General features: G+C 71.2%; 24 protein-coding genes. 16 read left to right on the forward strand and 8 right to left on the reverse strand.

Annotated elements, in window-relative coordinates; all coding sequences use genetic code 11:
- The first annotated feature begins 10 nt into the window (after positions 1-10).
- The 7 genes from ABEA87_RS21080 (at position 11) to ABEA87_RS21110 (ending at position 7,506) form a co-directional block, all read left to right on the forward strand.
- Entirely contained in the window at positions 11-1,297 is a 1,287-nt protein-coding gene (locus ABEA87_RS21080; RefSeq protein WP_345631962.1) for an LCP family protein, read from the forward strand.
- A 243-nt stretch (positions 1,298-1,540) separates the two neighbouring features.
- Complete coding sequence (locus tag ABEA87_RS42865) at positions 1,541-3,403, forward strand: LCP family protein (RefSeq protein ID WP_345631964.1); 1,863 nt, start codon at positions 1,541-1,543, stop codon at positions 3,401-3,403.
- A 9-nt stretch (positions 3,404-3,412) separates the two neighbouring features.
- A complete protein-coding gene (locus ABEA87_RS21090) occupies positions 3,413-3,739 on the forward strand; it encodes a rhodanese-like domain-containing protein (RefSeq protein WP_345631966.1) in 327 nt (108 codons plus the stop codon).
- Between the two features lie 11 nt (positions 3,740-3,750).
- Positions 3,751-4,551: a glycerophosphodiester phosphodiesterase gene (locus tag ABEA87_RS21095; RefSeq protein ID WP_345631968.1), complete on the forward strand. Its 801-nt coding sequence runs from the start codon at positions 3,751-3,753 to the stop codon at positions 4,549-4,551.
- Between the two features lie 137 nt (positions 4,552-4,688).
- Entirely contained in the window at positions 4,689-6,161 is a 1,473-nt protein-coding gene (locus ABEA87_RS21100; protein WP_345632147.1) for a sensor histidine kinase, read from the forward strand.
- Positions 6,158-6,601 (forward strand): ATP-binding protein, encoded by a 444-nt coding sequence (locus ABEA87_RS21105; RefSeq protein ID WP_345632149.1) that lies wholly within the window; start codon positions 6,158-6,160, stop codon positions 6,599-6,601. Before ABEA87_RS21100 ends, ABEA87_RS21105 begins: the two co-directional genes overlap by 4 nt.
- A gap of 11 nt (positions 6,602-6,612) precedes the next feature.
- Positions 6,613-7,506, forward strand: a complete 894-nt coding sequence (locus tag ABEA87_RS21110; RefSeq protein ID WP_345631970.1) for a DUF5926 family protein — start codon at positions 6,613-6,615, stop codon at positions 7,504-7,506.
- Here ABEA87_RS21110 and ABEA87_RS21115 read toward each other — a convergent pair.
- Positions 7,493-8,707, reverse strand: a complete 1,215-nt coding sequence (locus ABEA87_RS21115; protein WP_345631972.1) for an arginine deiminase — start codon at positions 8,705-8,707, stop codon at positions 7,493-7,495. The genes ABEA87_RS21110 and ABEA87_RS21115 overlap by 14 nt on opposite strands.
- Positions 8,708-8,860: 153 nt before the next feature.
- Here ABEA87_RS21115 and ABEA87_RS21120 point away from each other — a divergent pair, with 153 nt between their 5' ends.
- The 5 genes from ABEA87_RS21120 (at position 8,861) to pheA (ending at position 12,239) form a co-directional block, all read left to right on the forward strand.
- Positions 8,861-9,550 (forward strand): hypothetical protein, encoded by a 690-nt coding sequence (locus tag ABEA87_RS21120; protein ID WP_345631974.1) that lies wholly within the window; start codon positions 8,861-8,863, stop codon positions 9,548-9,550.
- Positions 9,551-9,857: 307 nt separating this feature from the next.
- A complete protein-coding gene (locus ABEA87_RS21125; RefSeq protein WP_345631976.1) occupies positions 9,858-10,181 on the forward strand; it encodes a hypothetical protein in 324 nt (107 codons plus the stop codon).
- 110 nt (positions 10,182-10,291) lie between these two features.
- Entirely contained in the window at positions 10,292-10,672 is a 381-nt protein-coding gene (locus tag ABEA87_RS21130; RefSeq protein WP_345631978.1) for an ACT domain-containing protein, read from the forward strand.
- 49 nt (positions 10,673-10,721) lie between these two features.
- Positions 10,722-11,270 (forward strand): hypothetical protein, encoded by a 549-nt coding sequence (locus tag ABEA87_RS21135; RefSeq protein WP_345631980.1) that lies wholly within the window; start codon positions 10,722-10,724, stop codon positions 11,268-11,270.
- Between the two features lie 24 nt (positions 11,271-11,294).
- Entirely contained in the window at positions 11,295-12,239 is a 945-nt protein-coding gene (gene pheA, locus ABEA87_RS21140) for a prephenate dehydratase (RefSeq protein WP_345631982.1), read from the forward strand.
- Between the two features lie 59 nt (positions 12,240-12,298).
- Here pheA and ABEA87_RS21145 read toward each other — a convergent pair whose 3' ends face one another.
- Entirely contained in the window at positions 12,299-12,652 is a 354-nt protein-coding gene (locus ABEA87_RS21145) for a metallopeptidase family protein (protein WP_345631984.1), read from the reverse strand.
- Between the two features lie 2 nt (positions 12,653-12,654).
- A complete protein-coding gene (locus tag ABEA87_RS21150) occupies positions 12,655-13,074 on the reverse strand; it encodes an OsmC family protein (RefSeq protein ID WP_345631986.1) in 420 nt (139 codons plus the stop codon).
- A 162-nt stretch (positions 13,075-13,236) separates the two neighbouring features.
- Between ABEA87_RS21150 and ABEA87_RS21155 the strand changes: the two genes are divergently transcribed.
- The 4 genes from ABEA87_RS21155 (at position 13,237) to ABEA87_RS21170 (ending at position 17,405) form a co-directional block, all read left to right on the forward strand.
- Positions 13,237-14,127: a hypothetical protein gene (locus ABEA87_RS21155; RefSeq protein WP_345631988.1), complete on the forward strand. Its 891-nt coding sequence runs from the start codon at positions 13,237-13,239 to the stop codon at positions 14,125-14,127.
- A gap of 91 nt (positions 14,128-14,218) precedes the next feature.
- Positions 14,219-15,469: a serine--tRNA ligase gene (gene serS / locus ABEA87_RS21160; RefSeq protein ID WP_345631990.1), complete on the forward strand. Its 1,251-nt coding sequence runs from the start codon at positions 14,219-14,221 to the stop codon at positions 15,467-15,469.
- A gap of 197 nt (positions 15,470-15,666) precedes the next feature.
- The gene (locus ABEA87_RS21165; protein WP_345631992.1) at positions 15,667-16,494 is read left to right on the forward strand and encodes an HAD family hydrolase; all 828 of its coding nucleotides are present in this window, start codon (positions 15,667-15,669) and stop codon (positions 16,492-16,494) included.
- Positions 16,491-17,405 carry an HAD family hydrolase gene (locus ABEA87_RS21170; RefSeq protein WP_345631994.1) on the forward strand — a complete coding sequence of 305 codons (915 nt, stop codon included), beginning with the start codon at positions 16,491-16,493 and terminating at the stop codon, positions 17,403-17,405. Before ABEA87_RS21165 ends, ABEA87_RS21170 begins: the two co-directional genes overlap by 4 nt.
- Here the strand turns inward: ABEA87_RS21170 and ABEA87_RS21175 are convergent.
- From ABEA87_RS21175 to ABEA87_RS21195, 5 genes are all read right to left on the reverse strand, one after another.
- Positions 17,388-17,993 carry a response regulator transcription factor gene (locus tag ABEA87_RS21175; RefSeq protein WP_345631996.1) on the reverse strand — a complete coding sequence of 202 codons (606 nt, stop codon included), beginning with the start codon at positions 17,991-17,993 and terminating at the stop codon, positions 17,388-17,390. The genes ABEA87_RS21170 and ABEA87_RS21175 overlap by 18 nt on opposite strands.
- Positions 17,990-19,123: a histidine kinase gene (locus ABEA87_RS21180; protein ID WP_345631998.1), complete on the reverse strand. Its 1,134-nt coding sequence runs from the start codon at positions 19,121-19,123 to the stop codon at positions 17,990-17,992. The genes ABEA87_RS21175 and ABEA87_RS21180 overlap by 4 nt, the downstream gene beginning before the upstream one ends.
- 15 nt (positions 19,124-19,138) lie before the next feature.
- A complete protein-coding gene (locus ABEA87_RS21185) occupies positions 19,139-19,870 on the reverse strand; it encodes an ABC transporter permease (protein WP_345632000.1) in 732 nt (243 codons plus the stop codon).
- 2 nt (positions 19,871-19,872) lie between these two features.
- On the reverse strand, positions 19,873-20,760 hold the full coding sequence (locus ABEA87_RS21190) for an ABC transporter ATP-binding protein (RefSeq protein ID WP_345632002.1): 888 nt from the start codon (positions 20,758-20,760) through the stop codon (positions 19,873-19,875).
- 85 nt (positions 20,761-20,845) lie between these two features.
- Positions 20,846-21,397 (reverse strand): bacterial proteasome activator family protein, encoded by a 552-nt coding sequence (locus tag ABEA87_RS21195; RefSeq protein WP_345632004.1) that lies wholly within the window; start codon positions 21,395-21,397, stop codon positions 20,846-20,848.
- Positions 21,398-21,622 lie beyond the last annotated feature (225 nt).

Consider the following 21,622-nt stretch of genomic DNA (forward strand, 5'->3'; position numbering starts at 1 on the left):
GGAGCCCCTAGTGGAGTACGCCTCTGGCGCGGTCCTCGACTCCTCGGGCGACGACCGGTCCTCCGGTGACCGTCGGCGCACCCCCGGACGCCGCGGCGGCGGGCCGCCGCGGAAGGGCGGCAGGGGCGGCCGCGGCAAGAACGGCGGTCGTAAGCGCAAGGATCCGTTGTGGGCGAAGCTGCTGGTGGGCTTCGGGGCGCTGCTGATGCTGAGCAGCGGTGGGCTCATCTTCGGCAGCAAGGTGATCCTGGCCGCGGCGACCAAGAGTGTGACGCAGCAGGACCTGCTCGGCGCGGCCAGCGGCAAGGACCGGGCCCACGCGACGATCAGCGGCGCGAAGAACATCCTGCTGATCGGTGTCGACAACCGGCCCGGCCAGAACCCGAACGACCTGGTCAGGTCGGACTCGATCATCATCCTGCACATCACCGCCTCGCACGACGTCGGGTACATGGTCTCGATCCCCCGGGACACCGAGGTCAGCATTCCGGCGTACAACAACGGGAAGCACAGCTACGCCGGCGGGCGAGACAAGATCAACGCCGCGTTCGCGTTCGGCAGCCAGGGTCTGACCGGCAATGCCGCGCGCCAGAACGGCGTCGAGTTGCTGGAGAAGACCATCCAGGGGCTGCCCGGCATGGCGGGGATGACCTTCGACGCCGGAGCCATCGTCGACTTCACCGGCTTCCAGCAGGTCGTCAACGTGCTCGGCGGGGTGACCATGTACGTCGACGAGACGACCACCTCGATCCACGTCGGCTTCACCAGCAACGGCACGGAAAAGATGCCGGAGCGCATCGACCCCGGTACCGGTGAGCTGCTGGGTCCGGTACCGGGCGTGACCCCGGAGGTCTACACCAAGGGCACTCACCACCTCAGCGCGTGGCAGGCACTGGACTACGTACGCCAGCGCGACAAGCTCGCCAACGGCGACGGCGACTACGGCCGCCAGCGTCACCAGCAGCAGTTCATCAAGGCGCTGTTCAAGGAGATCCTGAGCAGTGACACGCTGACCAACCCGTCGAAGCTGAACAAGGTGCTCGACACGGTTGGCCAGGCGATGACCATCGACACCGGTGGCGTGAAGCTCACGGACTGGATCTTCGCGATGCGCAACATCAGCGCGGACAGCCTGGTGACCATCAAGACCAACGACGGCCAGTACGACAACGGCGAGGAGAACGGGTCGAGCGTCCAGTTGCTCTCCGACACCAGCATGCAGTTGCTGCAGTGCGTGAAGGACGACAACGTGGGCACCTTCGTCCAACTCCACCCCGACTGGGTGGCCGCCAGCTAATCGACCCCGCTCGCCGTACGCATGCGCAGCACATCGATGTGCATGCGTACGGTGCATGCGGGGTCGCCGTTCGTGAAACCTCTTCGTACAGTTGGGTGACCCATCGGTCGCGGCGCCCCGGGAGGCACTACGTCCACCACCGGCTCATCCGACGTCACGCCCGCAGGTCAGCCCACGGAAGACACCGAACTGACGCCTGCGCCGGCCCTGGCCGCCCAGTCGCGGCCCGCCGCTTTGCCACCGGTGACATCGCGGCCCGCCGCCTCGGAGTCCGCGATCTCGCGGTCCGCCGTCTCGGAGCCCCCCGCGAACATCCCGGCGCCCCGCCGCCCGGGTGATGACCAGACGGCCGAGGACCCGTCGCGGCCCGCCGCCGAGTCCACTGTGGACGCGTCGGCGGGCGCGACCCACGAGTCGGCCATTGCCGCCTCCGTTCCCGAGCCTGCCTCCGTTCCCGAGCCTGCCTCCGTTCCCGAGCCTGCCTCCGTTCCCGAGCCTGCCTCCGTTCCCGAGCCTGCCGGGGCCTCGGAGCGCGAGAGCGGTGCCGCGTCCGAGAGCGGTGCCGAGGCCGGGTCCGCCGTCGAGTCCGCGGCCGACGATGCTCCCGCCACCGAGACCGGGTCTGCCGAGGCCGGGTCTGCCGAGGTCTTCTCCGCCGAGGCCGCCGAGATCGAGTCCGGGCCCGACGGTCGGCCCGTCGCCGAGGGCGAGCCCACCGAGGGCGAGTCCGTAGACGCAGGCTCCGCAGACGCCGGCCCCGCAGACGCCGGCCCCGCGGACGCCGAGCCCGCGAAGGGCGGGTCCGCGGACGGCGAATCCAACGGGACCGAGTCCGCCGAGGGCGAGACCGAATCCGTCGAGACCGAGCCCGGTCAGGGTGAGGCTGAGGCGACCGAGGGCGGTGCCGGAGAGGCGGCCGGTACCGAGGCCGCTGGCGGTACCGAGGCCGCTGCCGAGGCCGCTGCCGGTGCCGAGAAGCAGCCGGGCGGTGCCGAGGAGAAGCCGGGCGCAGCCAACGGCGGCCCGCGTGCCACCGGTACTCCGATCGACGTGCCGCCCCCGGCGAGCGGCCGGCGCACGCCGCGGTGGGCGAAGGCGCTCATCGCCGTGGGCGCGGTTCTGCTCGTGCTCTCCGGCGGAGGCGTGGTCGGCCTGCGCTTCCTCGCCGACCGGTACGACCGGTCCGTCCACAAGGCAACGTTGATCGACCCGGGGGCCCGGGTCGACGCGACCCCCGACGGGGGCGGGCTGGTGGCGCCGATTCTCGGGCCGACGATCACCGGGCCGCTGAACTTTCTGCTGCTGGGCTCGGACGCCCGGGACACCGACCCGAGCAACGGCCAGCGGTCGGACACCATCATCTTGGTGCACATCCCGGCCAGCCTCGACCGGGCGTATTTGATCTCGATTCCGCGTGACCTGCGGGTGAAGATCCCCGCTGACCAGGCGACCGGATACGAGGGCGGCCGGCAGAAGATCAACGCCGCCTTCAACTTCGGCGGCGGCGGGGTCGGCGGGTTCCAACTGCTGTCCAAGACGCTCAACCAGCTGGTCGATGTCAGGTTCGACGGCGCGGCGATCATCAATTTCGACGGGTTCCAGTCGGCAGTGAACCTGCTCGGCGGAGTGAACCTGTGCGTTGACGAGAAGACCAAGTCGATCCATACCGGCCACACGTACCAGGTGGGCTGCCAGCACATGCTTCCCTGGCAGGCGCTGGACTACGTGCGCCAGCGTGAGCTGCTGCCGGAGGGCGACTACGACCGCCAGCGCCACCAGCAGCAGTTCCTCAAGGCGGTCTTCCAGGAGGCGCAGGACCAGGGGCTCACCACGAACCCGCTCAAGCTGGATCAGCTGATCCGGGCGGTGGGCAGCGCGCTGACCGTGGACACCAATGGGGTGCCGCTGGCCGACCTGGTCTTCGGCCTCAAGAACATCAACGCGGGATCGATGGTCGGCATCAAACTGCCGTCGGCCCCGGAGACCATCGGTGGGGTCAGCTACGTGGTGGCGGACGATGATGCGACCTCTCTTTACCAGGCGATCTCCTCGGACACACTTGAAGATTGGGTGGCGGCCAACCCTAGTTGGGTGAACTCGATTTAGGCTGCGCAGATGCGCATCCCCGATGTGAGCTCTTCACAGCTGCCCGACGACGCCTATCTCATCGACGTCCGCGAGGACGATGAGTGGCAGGCGGGGCACGCCCCGACGGCGGTACACCTGCCGATGACGCAGCTGCCCGAGCGGCTCGACGAGGTACCGCGGGACGGCGACGTGGTGATCGTCTGCCGGTCCGGGCACCGCTCGTCCGAAGTGGTCCGTTTCCTCCTGTCCCAGGGGTACGAGAACGTCCGAAACCTCACCGACGGCATGTTCGGTTGGGTCGCGGCCTCCCGTCCGCTGGTCAGCGAGGACGGCGGCGACCCCGTCATCCTGTAGCCGGGGCCGTCGTGGCTGAGACGGGCCCGCTGGTCTTCGCGCACCGGGGCTCGTCCGAGGCCCTGCCCGAGCACACCCTCGGCGCCTACCTGCGGGCCGTGGACGAGGGGGCCGACGGGCTGGAGTGCGATGTCCGGCTGACCCGGGACGGGCACCTGATCTGCATGCACGACCGCCGGTTGGAGCGGACCAGCAACGGCCGCGGCGTGGTCAGCGCGCACACCCTGGCCGAGCTGAACCAGCTGGACTTCGGGTCCTGGCACCCGCCGTGGCCGGACAGCCCGGACGATCTGATCCTGGATCGGCGCGGCGGGCACGCCGCGGTGCTCACCCTCGAACGGCTGCTCGACGCCGCGCTGGCCGCCGGCCGGCCGATCCGGCTGCTGATCGAGACGAAGCATCCCGCCCGGTTCGGGCACCTGGTGGAGGTGCGGCTGGTCGCCATGCTGCGCCGGTACGGGCTGGAGCGACCCGGCGAGAGCCCGGTACGGGTGACGGTCATGTCGTTCTCGCCGGGCGCGCTGCGCCGGGTCCGGCAACTGGCGCCGGAGCTTCCCACGGTGCTGCTGATGGACCTGCTGCCGCCGTGGCTACGGGACGGGCGGCTGCCGTCCGGCATCCGCATCGCCGGCCCGGGCATCCGGGTGATCAGGAACCGTCCGCGGCTGGCCGAGCGGCTGCGCGGGCAGGGCAACGAGCTCTACGTGTGGACCGTCAACACGGCCGCCGACGTGGACCTGGTGCTCACGCTGGGCGCCGACGGGATCATCTCGGACCGGCCCCGGTTCGTGCTCGATCGACTCGGCCGCTGATCAGCTCAAATAACGCAGGGGAAACGCCGGGCGTATCGGGCGATGGGTACGCCCGGCCATCGATGGGGGTACGACGGGGGCGCCGACGGGTTCCTTTGCGCGACCCGATTGGGCACACTTCAACCGTGGCGTCGGACATGGAAGGGCTCCTCGCGGAGTTGACCGCGCTCACCGACATGGTCAACGCCGGCGCGCCCGGCCTGACCGTGGTGCAGCGGGCCGTCGAGTTCACCCAGTCCACCGCCGCCGACGCGAACGGCGCCGGGTTCGTCGAGTACAGCTCGGCGGGCGGTCGGGTGATCGCGGCGAGCGGCACGTCGGTGTGGGCCCTGGGCCGCTGCGTCGACCCGGGCCACCCGCTGATCGTGCGGCTCATGTCGGGCGACCCGATCGTCGAGGTCGACCTCGCCGACCTGCCCACCGGCCTGGCCGAGCACATGAAGGACGTCGGGGTCTGCCAGATGCTCGCCTCCAAGATCGAAGTGGCCGGGCAGGTGGTCGGGACGTTGCACGTCTACTTCCCTGACGCCGCGCCCGCCCACGCCGGCCGGCGTAGCGCGATGGCGCTGTCGGCCTCCCTGCTGCGGCACCTCTACATGGACGGCCAGGGGCTCCCGGTCTACGGCGACGAGCCGGTGACCGCCATGCCCGCCGACGCGATAGCGGTGGTCAACTCCGATGGCACGGTGCGGTCCTGGAACGAGGCGGCGGCCACGGTGACCGGCCGCCCGGCGGCGACGGCCCTGGGCCGCCCGATGCCGGTGCGGGTGCCGACCCACGGCCAGGTGCTCGACCAGCGCCTGCCGGACGGGCGCTGGCTCCAGGTGCTCGCCACCGACCTGCCGGGCACCGAGGACCAGCTGGTGACGCTCCGCGACGTCACCCAGGCGCACCGCCGGGAGCAGGCCCGCGACCTGTTCGTCACGGTCACCAGCCACGAGCTGCGCACGCCGGTGACGGTGATCAAGGGGTACGCGGACACGCTGGCCGACCACTGGGACGACCTGCCGGAGGAGGCCCGGCGGGACGCGGCGCAGCGCCTCGGGCAGCGCTCCGGGGAACTGGCGCGGCTGGTGGAGCGGCTGCTGTCGGCCGTCGGCGACGGCTCCGCCCTGGGCGGCCCCGCGGCCAGCCTGCCGTTCGACCTCGGCGAGTCACTGCGTGAGGCGGTACGGGATCTTCCTGTCGAGATTCGGACAACGGTCCGGATGGACCTGCCGGATAACCTCCCGAAAGCGCTCGGTGAACGTGCCACGATCGCTACCGTGCTGTCGGAGCTGGTGACCAACGCCGTCAAGTACGCCGACCCGGACAGCCCAGTCGAGCTGTCTACGCTGGCGGAAGCACGCTCCGTGGGCTTTCGGGTGTCGGATCGGGGCATCGGACTCGCCCCCGAACACGTGGAACGAGCGTTCGATAGATTCTGGCAGGCGGAGTCGGGTAATCACCGTCGGTACGGGGGCGTGGGCCTCGGGTTGTACCTCGTCAGACGGCTCGTTGAGCGACAAAACGGATGGGTGTCCTTACGCCCCCGCGAACTGGGAGGTACGGTCGCAGAAGTACGGCTACCACGTGCGGATCAGGGGCCAGGGGAGGCTAAAGCGTGGTGACGGCGGTAGCGGAGCGTGCATGGTGCGTCGTCGTGCCGCATCATGCCCGGGGGGCACGGCAGGCCCGGCACCGGATCGCCGGTGAACTCACCGGCGCGATCAGCTCCGAACTGTTGGCCGATGCCGTGGCCGTGGTCGCCGAGCTGGTCGGCAACGCGATCCGGCACGCGCGTCCGTTGCCCGGCGGCGTGATCCGGGTGGCCTGGCGGGTGCGGGCCGGGGTCAGCCGGCAGCTGCTGGAGGTACGGGTCACCGACGGGGGCGCCGCCGAGGAGCCGCGACAGCGTCTGGTGGGGCCCGACTCGGTGGACGGCCGTGGCCTGACTATTGTCGATGCGCTCTCGGATCGCTGGGGAGTCGAGCGGGACGGGCTCGGCCAGAGCGTCTGGGCGGAGCTGAGTTTTCCGCACCGTGCACCGCAGGCGGCGCCGGGTGTCTAAGCTGGACGCCCGTGAGCAAGCGTCGAAAGACTTCCCGGTCCGCGTCCCAGCGACCTGACGAAACCAAGCGGCAGAAGCTGCGTGACGTCTTCGTCCCCCGTCCCTTCCAAGGTCTGGCCGACGAGCCGGAGTGGATCGCCCTGCGCGAGCTGGTCCCGGCCGCGTCCGCGCCGCTGAAGCTGGCCCCGTCGCTGATCGAGCAGTACGGCGACCGCCCGGTGACGCTGTCCACCGTGCTGCCGATGGCGCTGCCGGCGATGACCAAGCCGGACGGCCGGGTCCTGATCGGGCTGCAGCGGCACGTGCAGTCCGGAGACGTGTCCCGGGACCTGTCGGTGGCGCTGCTGTGCGCGCTGGAGTCCGAGCCGGGCAGCCAGGTGTCGGTGCCGGCGCTGCCGGGCGAGGGGCCGCGCCTGCAGGACGTGCTGGACGACGGCCCGCTCGACGTCACGATGCACGACGGCTTCGGGTACTGGCTGGACGAGGGCGCGGACGAGGACCCCAACGTCGCGGCCTCGCTCGACCGGGCCAACGCCTCGATCTACCCGACCGTCCGGCTGTCCGCCGCCCATGCCGCCTACTGGTGCCGGGTGCCGGAGAAGTCGCACGTGCGCTGGGTGCTGGCCGAGGACGAGGACGTCGCCATGGACGCCCTGGCCCGGCTGTCGGCCGACGGCTCGCTGCTGCTGGGCGAGGGCACCAAGTTCGCCGGCATGTTCCGGGCGCACGGCCTGCTGGTGCCGGTCTGGGACCTGCCCCGGGAGCCGGAGGCGGCGGAGTGGGAGGCCCCGCTGACCGACTTTACGAAGCGGTACGCGGAGGCGGCCGCCTCTTCCGACCCGCTCACCCTGGAGCAGCGCCGGGCGCGCCAGGGCCTGCTGGGCCGCCAGGTCACCCTGCGCTGAGCGGCCGACCCGCGATCGGGTCGCGGCTGACCGGGCAGGACATGCACCTCGGGCCGCCCCGGCCGGAGCCCAGCTCCGAGCCGGGCACCCGGATCACCTCGATGCCGGCGCGCTCGAGCTGGGCGTTGGTGCACACGTTCCGCTCGTACGCGAGGCAGACCCGGGGCGCGATGGCCAGCGTGTTGTTGCCGTCGTCCCACTGTTCCCGCTCCGCCGTGACCGGATCGAGCCCGGTGTCGATCACCCGTAACTGGTCGATGCCCATCGCCTCGGAGGCCACCGTCAGGAACGGACCCGGTTCGTCGACCTGAGGTTCGTCGCCCTCGCGGCGCGTGATCCGGTACGCCATCAGCGAGTCGGCCAGGTTCGGGTACATCACCACGGCGTCGACGTCGACCATGGTGCAGACCGTGTCCAGGTGCATGGTCGCCCGCCGCTGGGCCACGGGTACGGCCAGCACGGTGTGTGCCAGCCCGGCGGAGAAGACGCGCCGGGCCAGGCGTTCCGCGCCCGCCGGCGTGGTCCGCTCGCCGACCCCGACCGCGATCACGCCGGGGGCGAGCAGTAGCACGTCCCCGCCCTCCAGGTGCTCCAGCCCCGGGTCGTAGAGCAGCGGCGTGCCGGCGAACCGGGGGTGGTGCCGGTAGATGGCCGCGGTCAGCGCGGTCTCCCGGCGGCGGGCCGGCATGGCGAGGCTGGTCACCGCCGCCCGATCGCCGATCCAGACCGACGAGTCGCGGGTGAACAGCAGGTTGGGCAGCGGATCGATGACGAAGTCGTGCCGATCCAGCATGGCGTAGACCAGCCCGGAGCCGGTGCGCAGCTCCTCGTGCGCGAGCCCGCCGATCAGGACGCCGGCGAGCCGGCCGGGGTCGAGGTGGCCGAGATATTCGCCGACCTCTCGGCGTAGCGTCTCGCCCAGCCTGTTGCCGGCCAGTACTTTGGTGGTCAGCTCGGCGCGGGCGGCCGGTATGGCCAGCGCCTCGGTGAGCAGGTCGGCGAGGTAGAGCACCTCGACGCCCCGCTCGCGCAGGGCGGCGGCGAACACGTCGTGCTCCTCCTGTGCCCGGGCCACCCACGGGATGCCGTCGAACAGGAGTGAAGTGTTGTTGCGCGGGGTCAGCCGCATGAATTCCCGACCCGGCCGGTGCAGCACGACGGTCCGGAGCCGGCCGACCTCAGTGTCCGCATTGTGGGCCACGGGCAAAGCCTAGGACCAGGACGGCCGCGTGAATCCCCTATTCATTCCCCCTCATCTGATGCTCACTCCGTGGGCTGATCTGTCTGTGTACCCGATCGAGCACGTACCGTAGTGATAAGACAACTGCATCGAGGCCTTTCGGAGGTAATTCCGATGACCGGATTCCTTGACGCCGGCCGCCCGCCTGGCTTGATACCCACGGACCGCGACTCCGACCACCTGCTCCAAGCGCCGCGCCCGACTCCACTTGAGTGGGCGCGGCGCCGTCGTAACGATCGGGAGGCCCGGCGCGCGGACGCCATCCGCGAGCGCGCGGTGAACAGGTTGTCCCGGCTGGGCGTGCAGTGGAAGGTGATCGACATCGCCGAGCTCGGGCTGCCGGCGAAGAACACCTTCCTCGCGATCGGGCCCGGGGGTGTGTTCTTGGTCACAATTAAGCAACATGGCCGCACCCGCGTCCGGCTGGCCGGCGACGTCGTCCAGATCGATGGCCGTCGCCTGACCTACATCGCGGAGGCCAAGAAGCTCGCCGACCAGGCGGCCAAGGCCATGTCCCGCACGGCGGGCAGTTCCATCCCGGTGACCCCGGTGTTGGCCTTCGCCGGTACCGGCGTGATCGACGTGCACGGGCTGCCGAAGGGCTGCGTGGTGACCTCGTACCGGGAGCTGGACTATCTGCTCGGAGCGTACGGGGAGCGGATCGCGCCGAGTACTGTCAGCAAGCTGTACTCGATCGCCCGGCACCCGGTGACCTGGGCGGATACGGCGCCGCGGGCGCAGGTCCAGTCCTACACCTGGTATTCGGGATTAACGGCCGCTGACAAGAAGGGGAACGGGCGGTAGCGTCTTCGGTGGTGCCCCCTTGACCGGTGCCCTATGGTCCATTGTGGACGGCGAACCCCCGTGCCCATCCCCATGCCCATGCACTGCGGGCAGCGGGTGCGGGCGACGCCTGGCCAAACCGAGGGTTATCGTGTTGGTGCGCAGCGTTGAGCGTGTCGGTGCGCAGCGTTGAGGAGGTGCCGTGGCTCATGTCGAACTTTCCGTCTCTGAACCGTTCGCTGGCGCGGACCGGGACGCCCCGTCCGATCCGGAAGGTTCACTGAGGCGATGGGGTCGCGCCGCGGCGGGAGCGAATGAACCCTGCCTGGTGATCGACGGCAAGTTCGAGATAGTGGCCATCTCGGCACCGGCGTGCCGGCTGCTCGGCTTCCCCGACGAGGAGTCGGCGGTCGGTCAGTCCGTGCGCAGCGGGGTGATTCCGCTGGTCGACTTCACGTCCCCGCCGGTCCCGCTGCCCGACGGCGATCTCGAGAAGATCCCGCTGAGGCTCGCGTACACCTCCGGACGGCTGGCTCGCGGGCTGCTGCGCGTGCAGACCGCCACCGAGGTGCACACCATCGACGCGGTCTCCACTCCGTTGTTCGAGGGCGACCAGCCGGTCGGCTCGCTGACGTTCTTCTCGCGAATCTGACGCCGTCCCCCGAGACGGATCGGGGCTCCGTTCGAGTCCGGGTGAGACGGGGCTCTCGTCGATCTGGGACCGGAGTACCGCGTAAAGGATCGATTGCGTACAGTCGCGGAATGTTGGATCTCGAGGTGTTGCCGGGCGACTACGCGATCTGTCGTCTGCCCGCGGGCAGCCCACTCCCCTCCGGGCTGGATCCGGGCTCCGGCGTCGTCTCGGTGACCTGGACGCCCTACGAAGTCTCGGTGATCTGTCCCCGCGATCAGGCGCCGGCCGAGGCGACCCTGGAAACGCCGTGGCGCTGCCTGAGAGTCGCCGGGCTGGTCGAGCTGACCCTCACCGGCGTTCTCAACTCGCTGACCGGGCCGCTGGCCGAGGCTCGGGTGAACGTCTTCGCGTTCTCCACCTTCGACACCGACTATCTTCTGGTGCCCGCGGTGCGATTGGCCGAGGCAATTGCCGCGTTGAGCGCCGCCGGCCATCGATTGGCGGCCTGATCCACCCTACGATGGGTCGCGTCCAAGAATGGGCTCGAGAGGGTTCACCATGACCGGCCGCACCATCGTCACCGTCCGCCGTGCGCTGACGCTCCTGCTGGCTGGATGCTGCCTGACGGCCTGCTCCCACCGGTCGGCGCCGCGCGCCGCTCCGAGCCTGGGTGCGGCGGCCGCCACGGCGGCCAGCGACGGCCCGGCCCTCTCGCCGACCCCGTCCCCCACGCTGCCCCCGCCCCCGCCGCCCCCTCCGCTGAGCTCCTCGCAGCCGGGCCAGGCGGGCTTCGCCGATGACACCGCGGTCAGCTGCGCGGGCCAGCCGTCGGCCGACCAGGTGATCGGCAAGGTACGCGGGGCCGGCCTGGTCACCGGGGATACGAAGCTGACCGTCCAACTCGGGCCGTTGTGCGCGGGCAGCTGGCAGTACACGATCTTCGAAGTCGCGGACCGGGAGCCGCTGCAGGTGGTGACCGAAGGGCAGCCGTCCGCGCTGACCCTGGTGACCGCCGGCACCGATGTGTGCAGCACGGTGGTGTTCGGCCAGGCCCCGCCCGGCATCATCAATGTGGCCCAGTGCGGCCAGGCCATGCCTCCGGGCTGAGGCGCAGCGCCTAGGCTTGTCGGCATGCCAGGCGTACCGCCGTCCCGCTTCGTCTACCTCGGGCCCGAGGGCACCTTCTCCGAGCAGGCGCTGCTGACCATTCCCGCCGCCGCCAAGGGCAACCGGGCGCCGGCCCGCAGCGTGCCGGAGGCACTGGACGCGGTCCGGGCGGGTGACGCCGACGCGGCCCTGGTGCCGGTGGAGAACTCGGTCGGCGGCCAGGTCGGGGTGACCCTCGACGAGCTGGCCAACGGCGAGCCCCTGGTCATCACCCGGGAGGTGGTGATCCCGGTGGAGTTCGTCCTCGGTGCGCGCGGACCGGTGGCCTTCGACGCGATCCGGTCGGTCGCCGCGCACTCCCAGGCCGCCGCCCAGTGCCGGCGTTGGCTGCGCGACCACGTGCCGGACGCCGTCGTGGTGGACGTGCTTTCCAACGCGACGGCCGCGATCGGCGCCGCCGCGGGCGAGTACGACGCCGCGATCTGCGTGCCGCTGGGCGCGAGCCGCAAGGGGCTGACCGTGCTGGCCGACAAGATCGCTGATCATCCCGACGGGGTGACCCGGTTCGCCCTGGTGGCCCGCCCCGGACCGCCGCCCCCGCCGAGCGGAGACGACGTCACCTCGCTGGCGGTCTACATCTCCCACGACCGGGTGGGCGCCCTGCTGGCGGTGCTCATGGAGTTCGCCGTTCGTGGGGTCAACCTGACCCGGATCGAGTCGTACCCGACCGGCGAGCGGCTGGGCCGCTACGTGTTCTTCCTGGACTGCTCCGGGCACGTCGGGGAGGCCAGGGTCGGCGAGGCACTGCAGGGGCTGCGGCGCATCTGCGCGGACGTGCGCTTCCTCGGCTCGTACCCGAGGGCACAGGCGCACTACGGCCCGGCAAGCCCGACAGTGTCGGCGGCGGATGCGGATTTCGCGGACTCGGCGGCGTGGCTGGCCCGGATCCGGGCGGGTGACCTGCCCTGATCGGCCGGCCGGTGACCGCGTCGGGTCGCGGCGGGCCCGTGCTGATCGCGCTCGGCGGGTCAGCCCCAGCCGAGCGCGTGCAGCCGGGCGTCGTCGATGCCGAAGTGGTGGGCGATCTCGTGCACCACGGTCACCGAGACCTCCCGTACCACGGTGGCCTCGTCGTCGCACATGTCCAAGGTCGGATTGCGGTAGATGATGATCCGGTCGGGTAGCACGCCCGAATAATCCCAGCCGCGGCTGGTCAGCGCGTACCCCTCGTAGACCCCGAGCAGATCCGGCTCGTCCGGCGGCGGATCGTCCTCGACCAGGATCACCACGTTGTCGAGCAGTTCGAGGAGCTGAGCCGGTACCGCGTCGAGCGCGTCACCGACCAGCTCCTCGAACCGCTCCCGGTCCATCCGGACCGGCATGGTCAGGAGGCGAGCTTGGCGGTCAGCGTGATCTCGATGGCCGCCAGCGCCTTGGACACCGGGCAGTTGGCCTTGGCGTCCTCGGCGTGCTTGATGAAGTCGGCCTCGCTCAGCCCGGGCACGTCGCCCACGGTGGAGAGTTCGACCTTCGTGATCCCGGCGGGCATGTCGAGGTGGATGGTGGCGCTGGTTTCGATCGAGTTGGGGGTCAGCCCGGCCTTGCCCAGAACGTTGGACAGTGCCATCGAGAAGCAGCCCGCGTGCGCGGCCGCGATCAGCTCCTCCGGGTTGGTACCTTCGCCCGATTCGAAGCGGGAAAGGTAGGAGAACGATCCTTCGTACGCCCCGGAGGCCAGGCGCATGTTGCCCGCGCCATCCTTGAGCGAGCCCTGCCAGCGGGCGGTTGAGGTACGAGTCGGCATGGAATCGAACCTAGCCGACCGGCGGGTGCCAGGCGACGATTGGGTCCCGCTCGCGAGACGCGTTCCGCGCTCGCGTCCACTGTTGGCGCCCCGGTTCGCGTCCCGGGCAAAGATCTATTCGCGAGCCTCGGCATGTTCAGCCTGGCGTGTCATGATGCGCCAGTGGACACGGTGGAGTGGGGCTCCGGCGACCCGGCCCCGAAACGTCCGGGTCGGGTGCGCTCGCTCGCGGCGGTCACCAGCCGTCGGCGGATGGCCATCGTGCTCGCGGTGCTCGCCATCGCCGCGCTGATCGGCGCGGAACTGCTGCCCTGGGCCACCTTGCATACCACCGCGAGGGCCGACAGCCTCGGCCCGTTGGCGCTCGGGCCCGCCTACGGTACTGGCGGTGACAGCGGGCGAATTCTTTACCAGAATCCGTCCTACTCCTCCCAGCTTGTCGCCCTGCCCGGCGTGCACAGCCTCGGGCTGAGTGAGATCTCCGGCGGCAGCACGCTTGTCTACCGGTTCGGGACCATGCTGCTGCTCGCCCTGGTCGGCGCCGTCCTGCTGGCCCGGCCCGCGCAGCGCCGGCTGGCGTCCGGGTTGGGTTTCGGCGTGCTGGCCGCCCAGCTCGTGGTGGTGGTGGGGATCATCCGTTCGTTCAACAGCACCCAGCTGCCCAGTGGCACCACGACCACCGGCACGGGGTTCCGGCAGTCAACCATCGAGGTTGCCAACAACGTGGCCAGCTCGACCATTGAAACGGGCACTCTGTTCGCGTTCGCCTCGCTCGTGCTGCTGGCTGGCGCGCTGGTCATGTCGGTGCTGCCCGACCAGGTCAGGGCGCGGCTGGTGACCGGGGCCGGCGGACCGGCCGAGCCGGGTTTCGCGGACGAGCCGGCGGACCTGACGGTGGTGCCGTCGCCGTCGCTGGATTTGACGGTCTCGCCGGTGACCCCCGTGGACGCGTCGTACTTCGGCCGGCCCGACAGCGATCCCCGGCAGAGCTTCAGTCGCCCCGACCCGGACGCCGGGAGCGCCTTCCGTCGGCCGGACCGCGACGCCGGCTGACGCCGCCGCCCGCTGAAGCCGGCGAGCGCGATGCCCACGGGACGGGAAAGCCGGGCGCGCGCCGCCCACCGCGGCGGGTAGTCTGCCACTCGTGATTGACCTGCGCCTGCTTCGTGAGGATCCAGACCTGGTACGCGCCAGCCAGCGGGCCCGGGGCGCCTCCGAATCCGTGGTGGACGCGCTGCTCGAGGCCGATGAGGCGCGCCGCGCGGCGGTGGGTGCCTTCGAGACGCTGCGGGCCGAGCAGAACCAGCTGGGCAAGCGGATCCCGAAGGCCACCGCGGACGAGCGGGCGGGGCTGCTGGCCCGCACCAAGGAGCTGTCCGCGGAGGTCAAGGCCGCCCAGTCGCGGGTCGACGAGGCCGAGGCCGGGCTGCGCGCGGCCCAGCTCGCGGTACCGAACCTGATCGAGAACGCGCCCCCCGGTGGCGAGGACGACTACGTGGTGCTCCGCGAGGTCGGCACGCCGCCCGCGATCGACAAGCCCCGCGACCACCTGGAGCTCGGCGAGGCGCTGGGCGCCATCGACATGGAGCGCGGCGCCAAGGTCTCGGGCAGCCGGTTCTACTACCTGACCGGGGTCGGCGCGCTGCTCCAGCTCGGCCTGCTCCAGCTGGCCATGCAGCAGGCGGTCGAGCACGGGTTCATCCCCGTGATCCCGCCGGTGCTGGTCAAGCCGGAGTCGATGGAGGGCACCGGGTTCCTCGGCGAGCATGCCAGCGAGGTGTACCGCCTGGAGGCGGACGACGTGTTCCTGGTCGGTACCAGCGAGGTGCCGCTGGCCGCGTACCGCTCGGGGGAGATCCTGGGCGACCTGGAGCAGCCCCTCCGGTACGCGGGGTGGTCGTCGTGCTTCCGGCGGGAGGCCGGCTCGTACGGCAAGGACGTGCGCGGCATCATCCGGGTGCACCAGTTCGACAAGGTGGAGATGTTCTCCTACTGCCGGCCCGAGGAGGCCGCCGCCGAGCATGAGCGGCTGCTCTCCTGGGAGGAGGAGATGCTCGCCAAGGTCGAGGTGCCGTACCGGGTGATCGACGTGGCGGCGGGTGACCTCGGTACCAGCGCGGCGCGGAAGTTCGACTGCGAGGCCTGGGTGCCGTCCCAGGGCCGGTACCGGGAGCTGACCAGCACCTCGAACTGCACCACCTTCCAGAGCCGCCGGCTGAACGTCCGGTACCGGGACGCGGAGGGCCGCACCCAGACCGCCGCCACGCTCAACGGCACCCTGGCCACCACCCGGTGGATCGTCGCGATCCTGGAGAACCACCAGCAGCCGGATGGCACGGTACGGGTGCCCAAGGCACTCCAGCCGTTCCTCGGTGGTCGCGATCTGTTGGGGTGATCACTCCCCTCGGTTAGCCAGACCGGAGTAACCTTGCTGGCCCACCCCCGGGAGCGGTTCCGGTCCCTACGGGAGCGGTTTCCCCTCTTCCGGAGGGAGTTCCGGCCCCCACGGGAGCGGTGGGGGCCGATGCTGAGCGAGGCCGGCGGGCGGGTCGAGGTCTGAGCGCAACCGCCGGTACGGAAAGTGAGGCGGTTGTGACGGTACGCCCGGGACTGCCCAAGCTGATCGCCACCGACCTGGACGGCACTCTCGTCCGCTCGGACGACACGGTCAGCGCCTACTCCCATGGGGTGCTCGACCGGGTCCGAGCCGCCGGGATCCCGATCGTCGGGGTGACCGGGCGCGGGCCGCGCCTGCTCGACCTGTGCCGGCACGACGTTCCGGAGGCGAGCTTTCTGGTGCTCGCCCAGGGCGGCTGGGTGGTGGACCTCACCGACCCGGATGAGCCGATGGTGCTGCGCTCCGAGACGGTACCGGGCCACCAGGTGCTCGGGCTGATCGAGGCGCTGGAGGCGGCGGTCGGGCCGTTGTCGATCATGGTGGAGGCGCTCGACGCACCGGGGGCTCCGCTGTGGGGCGAACCGAACGTGGTCTGGCGCTACCCCGAGGCGGTGGTGACCAAGTCCCGTACCGAGGCGCTGGCCGGCTCCGTGCTCAAGACGTTCGCGCACTCCGAAACGCACTCGACCGACGAACTGCTCGCGGTGGCCCGCCGGCTGGTCACCTCGGACGGCGTGGCGGTGACCCAGGCCGGGCTGGGATTCATCGAGATCTGCCCGCCCGGGGTGACCAAGGCCAGCGGGCTGGCGGTGGTCGCCGGGTCGCTCGGCGTCGACCCGCGCGACGTGCTCGTCTTCGGCGACATGCCCAACGACCTGCCGATGTTCGGCTGGGCCGGCTGGGGGCGGGTGGCCGTGGGCAACGCGCACGAGGAGATCCTCGCCATCGCGGACGAGGTGATCGGCGTCAACGACGAGGATGGCGTGGCCCGCTACCTCGACCGGTTGCTGTCCGCCCGATGAGCGATCGGATCGCCGAATTCGGCGCGGGCGAGCGCACCAGCGCCGAGCGCGGCGCCGTGGGGCCTGGTGGGGCCGGGCGCGGTGGGACCGGGCGTGGCTCGGCTCGGCTGCCGAGGTTGGTCGCCACGGACCTGGACGGGACGCTGGTCGGGCGGGACGACCGGGTGAGCGAACGCACCGCCGAGGTGCTGAGCCGGATGTCCGCCGCGGGTACCGCGATCGTGCTGGTGACCGGCCGCCCGGTGCGCTGGATGCCCACCGTGTACGCGCACCTGCCGGCCCCGTACCTGTCGGTGTGCGCCAACGGAGGGGTGATCTACGACCCGGCCTCGGACCGGGTGCGCGACTCCTGGGCGATCCCGCCCGCGCTGCTGTCGGAGCTGTGCCTGCGGATGCGCGCCGCCGTTCCGGGCGTGGTGTTCGCGGTCGAGGTGGACGACGGTCGGGCGATGCGCTACGAGCCGGCCTGGCCGGTGCGCTGGGATGTGGGCCTGCCGACCTCGGAATCCGCGCCCCTGGCCGAGTTGACCGAGCGGCCCGCCGTGAAGCTGCTGGCTCGTGCGCCCGGGGTCGGCTCGGACGAGTTCGTCGCGCTGATCGAATCCATAGTGGACGGTGAGGTGGTCCCCACCCACTCCTCGCGCAGCGGCCTGGTGGAGATGTCGGCGCGCGGGGTGACGAAGGCGACCGGCCTGGCGACGGTCGCCGCGGAGCTGGGCGTCGACGCGGCCGACGTGCTGGCCTTCGGCGACATGCCCAACGATGTGCCGATGCTCAAGTGGGCCGGCCGCTCGGTCGCGGTCAGCAACGCCCACCCGGCCGCCCGGGCGGCGGCCGGCGACATAACACTGTCCAATGAGGACGACGGGGTCGCGGCGTACCTGGAACGGTTGTTAGAGCCAGCCCCGTGACCGGGCCGCCTGCACCGCCTCGATGCGGTTGCGGGAGTTCGTCTTGCCGATCGCGGCCGACAGGTAGTTGCGCACGGTGCTCTCCGACAGGTGCAGGCGCTTGGCGATGTCCGCGATCGTCGAGCCGTCCGCGGCGGCGGCCAGCACGTCGCGTTCCCGTTCGGTCAACGGGTTCGGGCCGGCCGACAGCGCCGCCGCCGCCAGCGAGGGGTCGATCACCTGCTGCCCGTCGAGCACCTTGCGGATCGCCGCCGCCAGGTCCTCCACCGGCCCGTCCTTGACCAGGAACCCACTCGCCCCGGCCTCCATGGCCCGGCGCACGTACCCGGCCCGGCCGAACGCGGTGACGATCAGCACCCTGCAGCTGGGCAGCTCCCGGCGCAGGGCCGCGGCGGCCTCCAACCCGGAGCAGCCGGGCATCTCGATGTCCAGCAGTGCGACGTCCGGCTTGGTGGACAGCGCGGTGGGTACCACGTCGGTACCCGCGCCGACCTCGGCGACCACCTCGATGTCGGGCTCCAGGCGCAGCAGCAGGGCCAACGCCCCGCGCATCATGCCCTGGTCCTCGGCCAGCAGTACCCGGATCACCGCGCGCCCACCGGAACCGTGGCGACCAGCCGAAACCCGCCGTCCGGCGCGGCCGCGGCGGCCAGCGTCCCACCGGCGGCGGCCAGCCGCTCCCGCAGCCCACGCAGCCCGTTGCCGCCGGGACCCCCGTCCGTGCCCCCGTCACCGCTCCCGTCGTCGCGGATCTCCAGGGTCGCCGCCTCGTCGGCCCGCCGCACCGCTATCACGCAGTGCCTGGCGCCGCTGTGCCGGATCACGTTGGTGGTCCCCTCCCGTACCGCCCAGCCGAAGACGGACTCGACGATAGCCGGTAGCGGGGTGCCGGCCAGCTCGATGCTCACCTCGATGCCGGCGCCGGACAGGGCCGCGCGGGCGCCGTCCAGCTCGTCGGCGAACGCCCGTTCCCGGTACCCGGTCACCGCCTCCCGCACCTCGACCAGCGCCTGCCGCCCGATCTGCTCGATGTCGCCGCCGGCCGCCGCCGCGGCGGCCGGGTCGGCCTGGGCCAGCCGCCGCACCACCTGCGCCTTCACCACTATCAGGGTCAGCGTGTGGCCGAGCAGTTCGTGCAGGTCGCGGGAGAACCGCAGCCGCTCCTCGGCGACCGCGGCCTGGGCCAGCTCCGCCCGCGCCTTGTGCAGCTGCCCGATCAGCCACATGAACCGCTTCACCACGAGCACCAGCAGGCTGCCCATGATCGTGCCGAACGTGTTGCTCCAGCCGTCGCTCCACCCCTCGTGATACGCCACGGTGAAGCCCACCTGGAGGACGGTCGCGCCGACGATCCACGGAATGACGTAGGGCCGGTACAGCATCGAGGCGCCGGCCGCGCCGATGTACAGCGGCAGCACCAGCCAGTCGTGGTCGGAGCCGCCGTACGCCACCGCCAGCCCGATGCCCAGCGCCGCGAAGCCGAGCAGCGCGGACGCCTCGCGGCGGGCCACCGCGTGGAAGTTGTTCTCGAACCCGGCGCCGATGCAGTACAGGTACAGCACCACGAAGGCGGCCAACCCGATCGCGGCCGGCGCGACCGGGTGAACCTCTCCGCCAATCAGGGCGCCGGCCACACCGAACAGCGGCCACAGCCAGACCGCGGCCCACAGGTACTTGATGAACCCGGGCGGGTTCGGCATGTCGTAATCGGGTTGCACGGCGACCACCGTATGTCAGCGGGTGCCGGCGGAGCGACGGTAGGCGGCTGCGGCCAGCACCGCGAACAGCAGCGTCCAGCCGGCCAGTACGGCGCCACCCATCATCGTGGGCAGGTGCCCGCCCGCCGCGCGCCAGCCCAGCTCGGCGTACCGGTTGCTGGGCAACGCCACGGCGATGTGCCGCAGCCATCGCGGGAGCACCGCCACCGGGACCAGCAGCCCGCCGACGATCGACAGCATGAAGAAGGTGAGGAAGCTGGCCGGCTGCGCGATCTGCGGTGGCAGGCTGTACCCGATGGCCAGTCCGAGCAGCGCGAACGGGATGGTTCCCAGCCAGAGCACCGCCACCACCGCCAACCACCGGCCGGCCGGCAGGTCGACGTGGTGCTGGAGGTGTCCGGTGAGGCACACCGCGAGTACTGACGGGATGGCGATCAGCGTGGCGAGTACCCCCTTGACCACCACCACCTTCATCGGCGGCAGCGGGGTCAACCGGAGCTGGCGCAGCCAACCACTCACCCGCTCGTTGGAGACCCCGCCGCCGACCGACAGCACACCGGTCATGGCACCGTAGCCGGCCACGCCGACCGTCATCGCGGTCGCCAGCGACACGCCCTCGGTGCTGCCGCTCATGTCGCCTACCCCCGTGAAGACGACATAGGAGATGACCGGCATGAAGACTGTGAAGATCAGTAGCCGCGGTTCCCGGACCAGCCGGCGCAGTTCGAAGAGGAAGAACGAGAACATGGTCAGGCCTCCGCGGAAGTCAGGGCGAGGAATGCGTCCTGGAGGCCGGCACCGGTGACCTCCAGGTTGGCGAAGCAGCGTCCGCTGCGGACGAGGGCGGCCACGGTGGCGTCGGAGTCGTCGCTGCGCAGGCTCGCGCGGTCGCCGCGCACCTGCACCGCCCGAACCCCGGGCAGCTGGTCCAGGCCGGAGGTGGCCTCGCCGGCCAGGTCGAACGCGACGGTACGGCCGCCGGTCAGGGCCTTGATCTGTGTTCCGGAGCCGTCCGCGACCACCCGGCCCCGGGCGACCACCACCACCCGGTCGGCGTACTGGTCGGCCTCTTCCAGGTAGTGGGTGGCGAACAGGACGGTGTGCCCGGCCGCCGAGTACCGGCGCATGGCGTCCCAGAACTGCTGCCGGGTGGACACGTCCATGGCCGCGGTCGGCTCGTCGAGCACCAGCAGCCGTGGGTCTCCGGCCAGCGCGAACGCGAACCGGGCGCGTTGCGCCTCGCCGCCGGACAGCTTGTCCAGCCGGCGGTTGGCCAGCTCGGTGAGGCCGGCGGTGCGCAGGATCCGGTCGGTGGGCAGGGGGCCCGGATACAGGGCGCGGGCCAGTTCGACCAGTTCGCGAACTGTCGCGTTCGGCACCGTGCCGGCGTCCTGCAGCATCGCGCCGACCCGGCCGGCCGCCACCGCGCGGCGCGGCGCGGTGCCGAACAGCTCGACGGTTCCGGAGTCGGGGCCGGACAGGCCCAGCATCATCCCGATGGCGGTGGACTTGCCGGCCCCGTTCGGTCCGAGCAGGGCGACCGTCTCACCCTCGGCGATGGTCAGATCGAGCCGGTCGACGGCGCGTACGTCCCCGAAGCTCTTCGAGACTTCGTGGAGCCTCACTGCGTCACTCATGCGAGAGACGCTACGGACGGCGCCGCCGGCCGGGCAGAATCAGCGATCCGTGATTGGCCGGGACAATTGTCCTACGGCCGGGGGGTTACAAGTACTGGCCGGTGCGGCTGCCTCCGTCGGTGGGCTGAGCGCCGCCCGGACCAGCCAGGCCGGGGATGACGCCGGGCGGCAGGGCGGGCCGGCCGCGCATCTGCTCCAGCTGCACGCGGGCCGCCATCTGCTGCGCGACCAGCGCCGCCTGGATGCCGTGGAACAGGCCCTCCAGCCAGCCGACCAGCTGGGCCTGCGCGATCCGCAGCTCGGACTCCGACGGCGTGCCCTGCTCGAACGGCAGGGACAGCCGCTCCAGCTCCTCGCGCAGCTCGGGGGCCAGCCCGTCCTCCAGCTCGTGGATGGAGCGGCGGTGGATCTCGGTGAGCCTCTGCCGGCCCGCCTCGTCGAGCGGCGCGGCGCGCACCTCCTCGAGCAGCTGCTTGATCATGCTGCCGATGCGCATCACCTTCGCCGGCTGCTCGACCAGGGCCGACGGGTCCTCGTGGTCGACCTCGCCGTCCTCCGGCAGGTTCATCGTGCCGACCGGTTGGCCGTCCGGCCCGACCACCACGACGGTGTGCTTCTCTTCAGGGGCGTCGGTCATGCCCTCATCCTTCCCTACTGCCGCCACGCGGGTACGGGTCCTGTCCGGTCCCGTCGTGGAACCTCGACCAGTATCCGGTGTGACGGTCAATTCACACCGCCGACGTTGATTTCCGAATACGGACGTTGATTTCCGCCCACCGGCGCGAATTTCCCGCCTGAGCCATCGAATCGGGTTGCCCGCGGCCAAATTCGGGCATCGGCGCCGGTGCCGCCGCGCCCTGAC

This window comes from Rugosimonospora acidiphila, from assembly GCF_039543385.1.
GTDB lineage: Bacteria > Actinomycetota > Actinomycetes > Mycobacteriales > Micromonosporaceae > Rugosimonospora > Rugosimonospora acidiphila.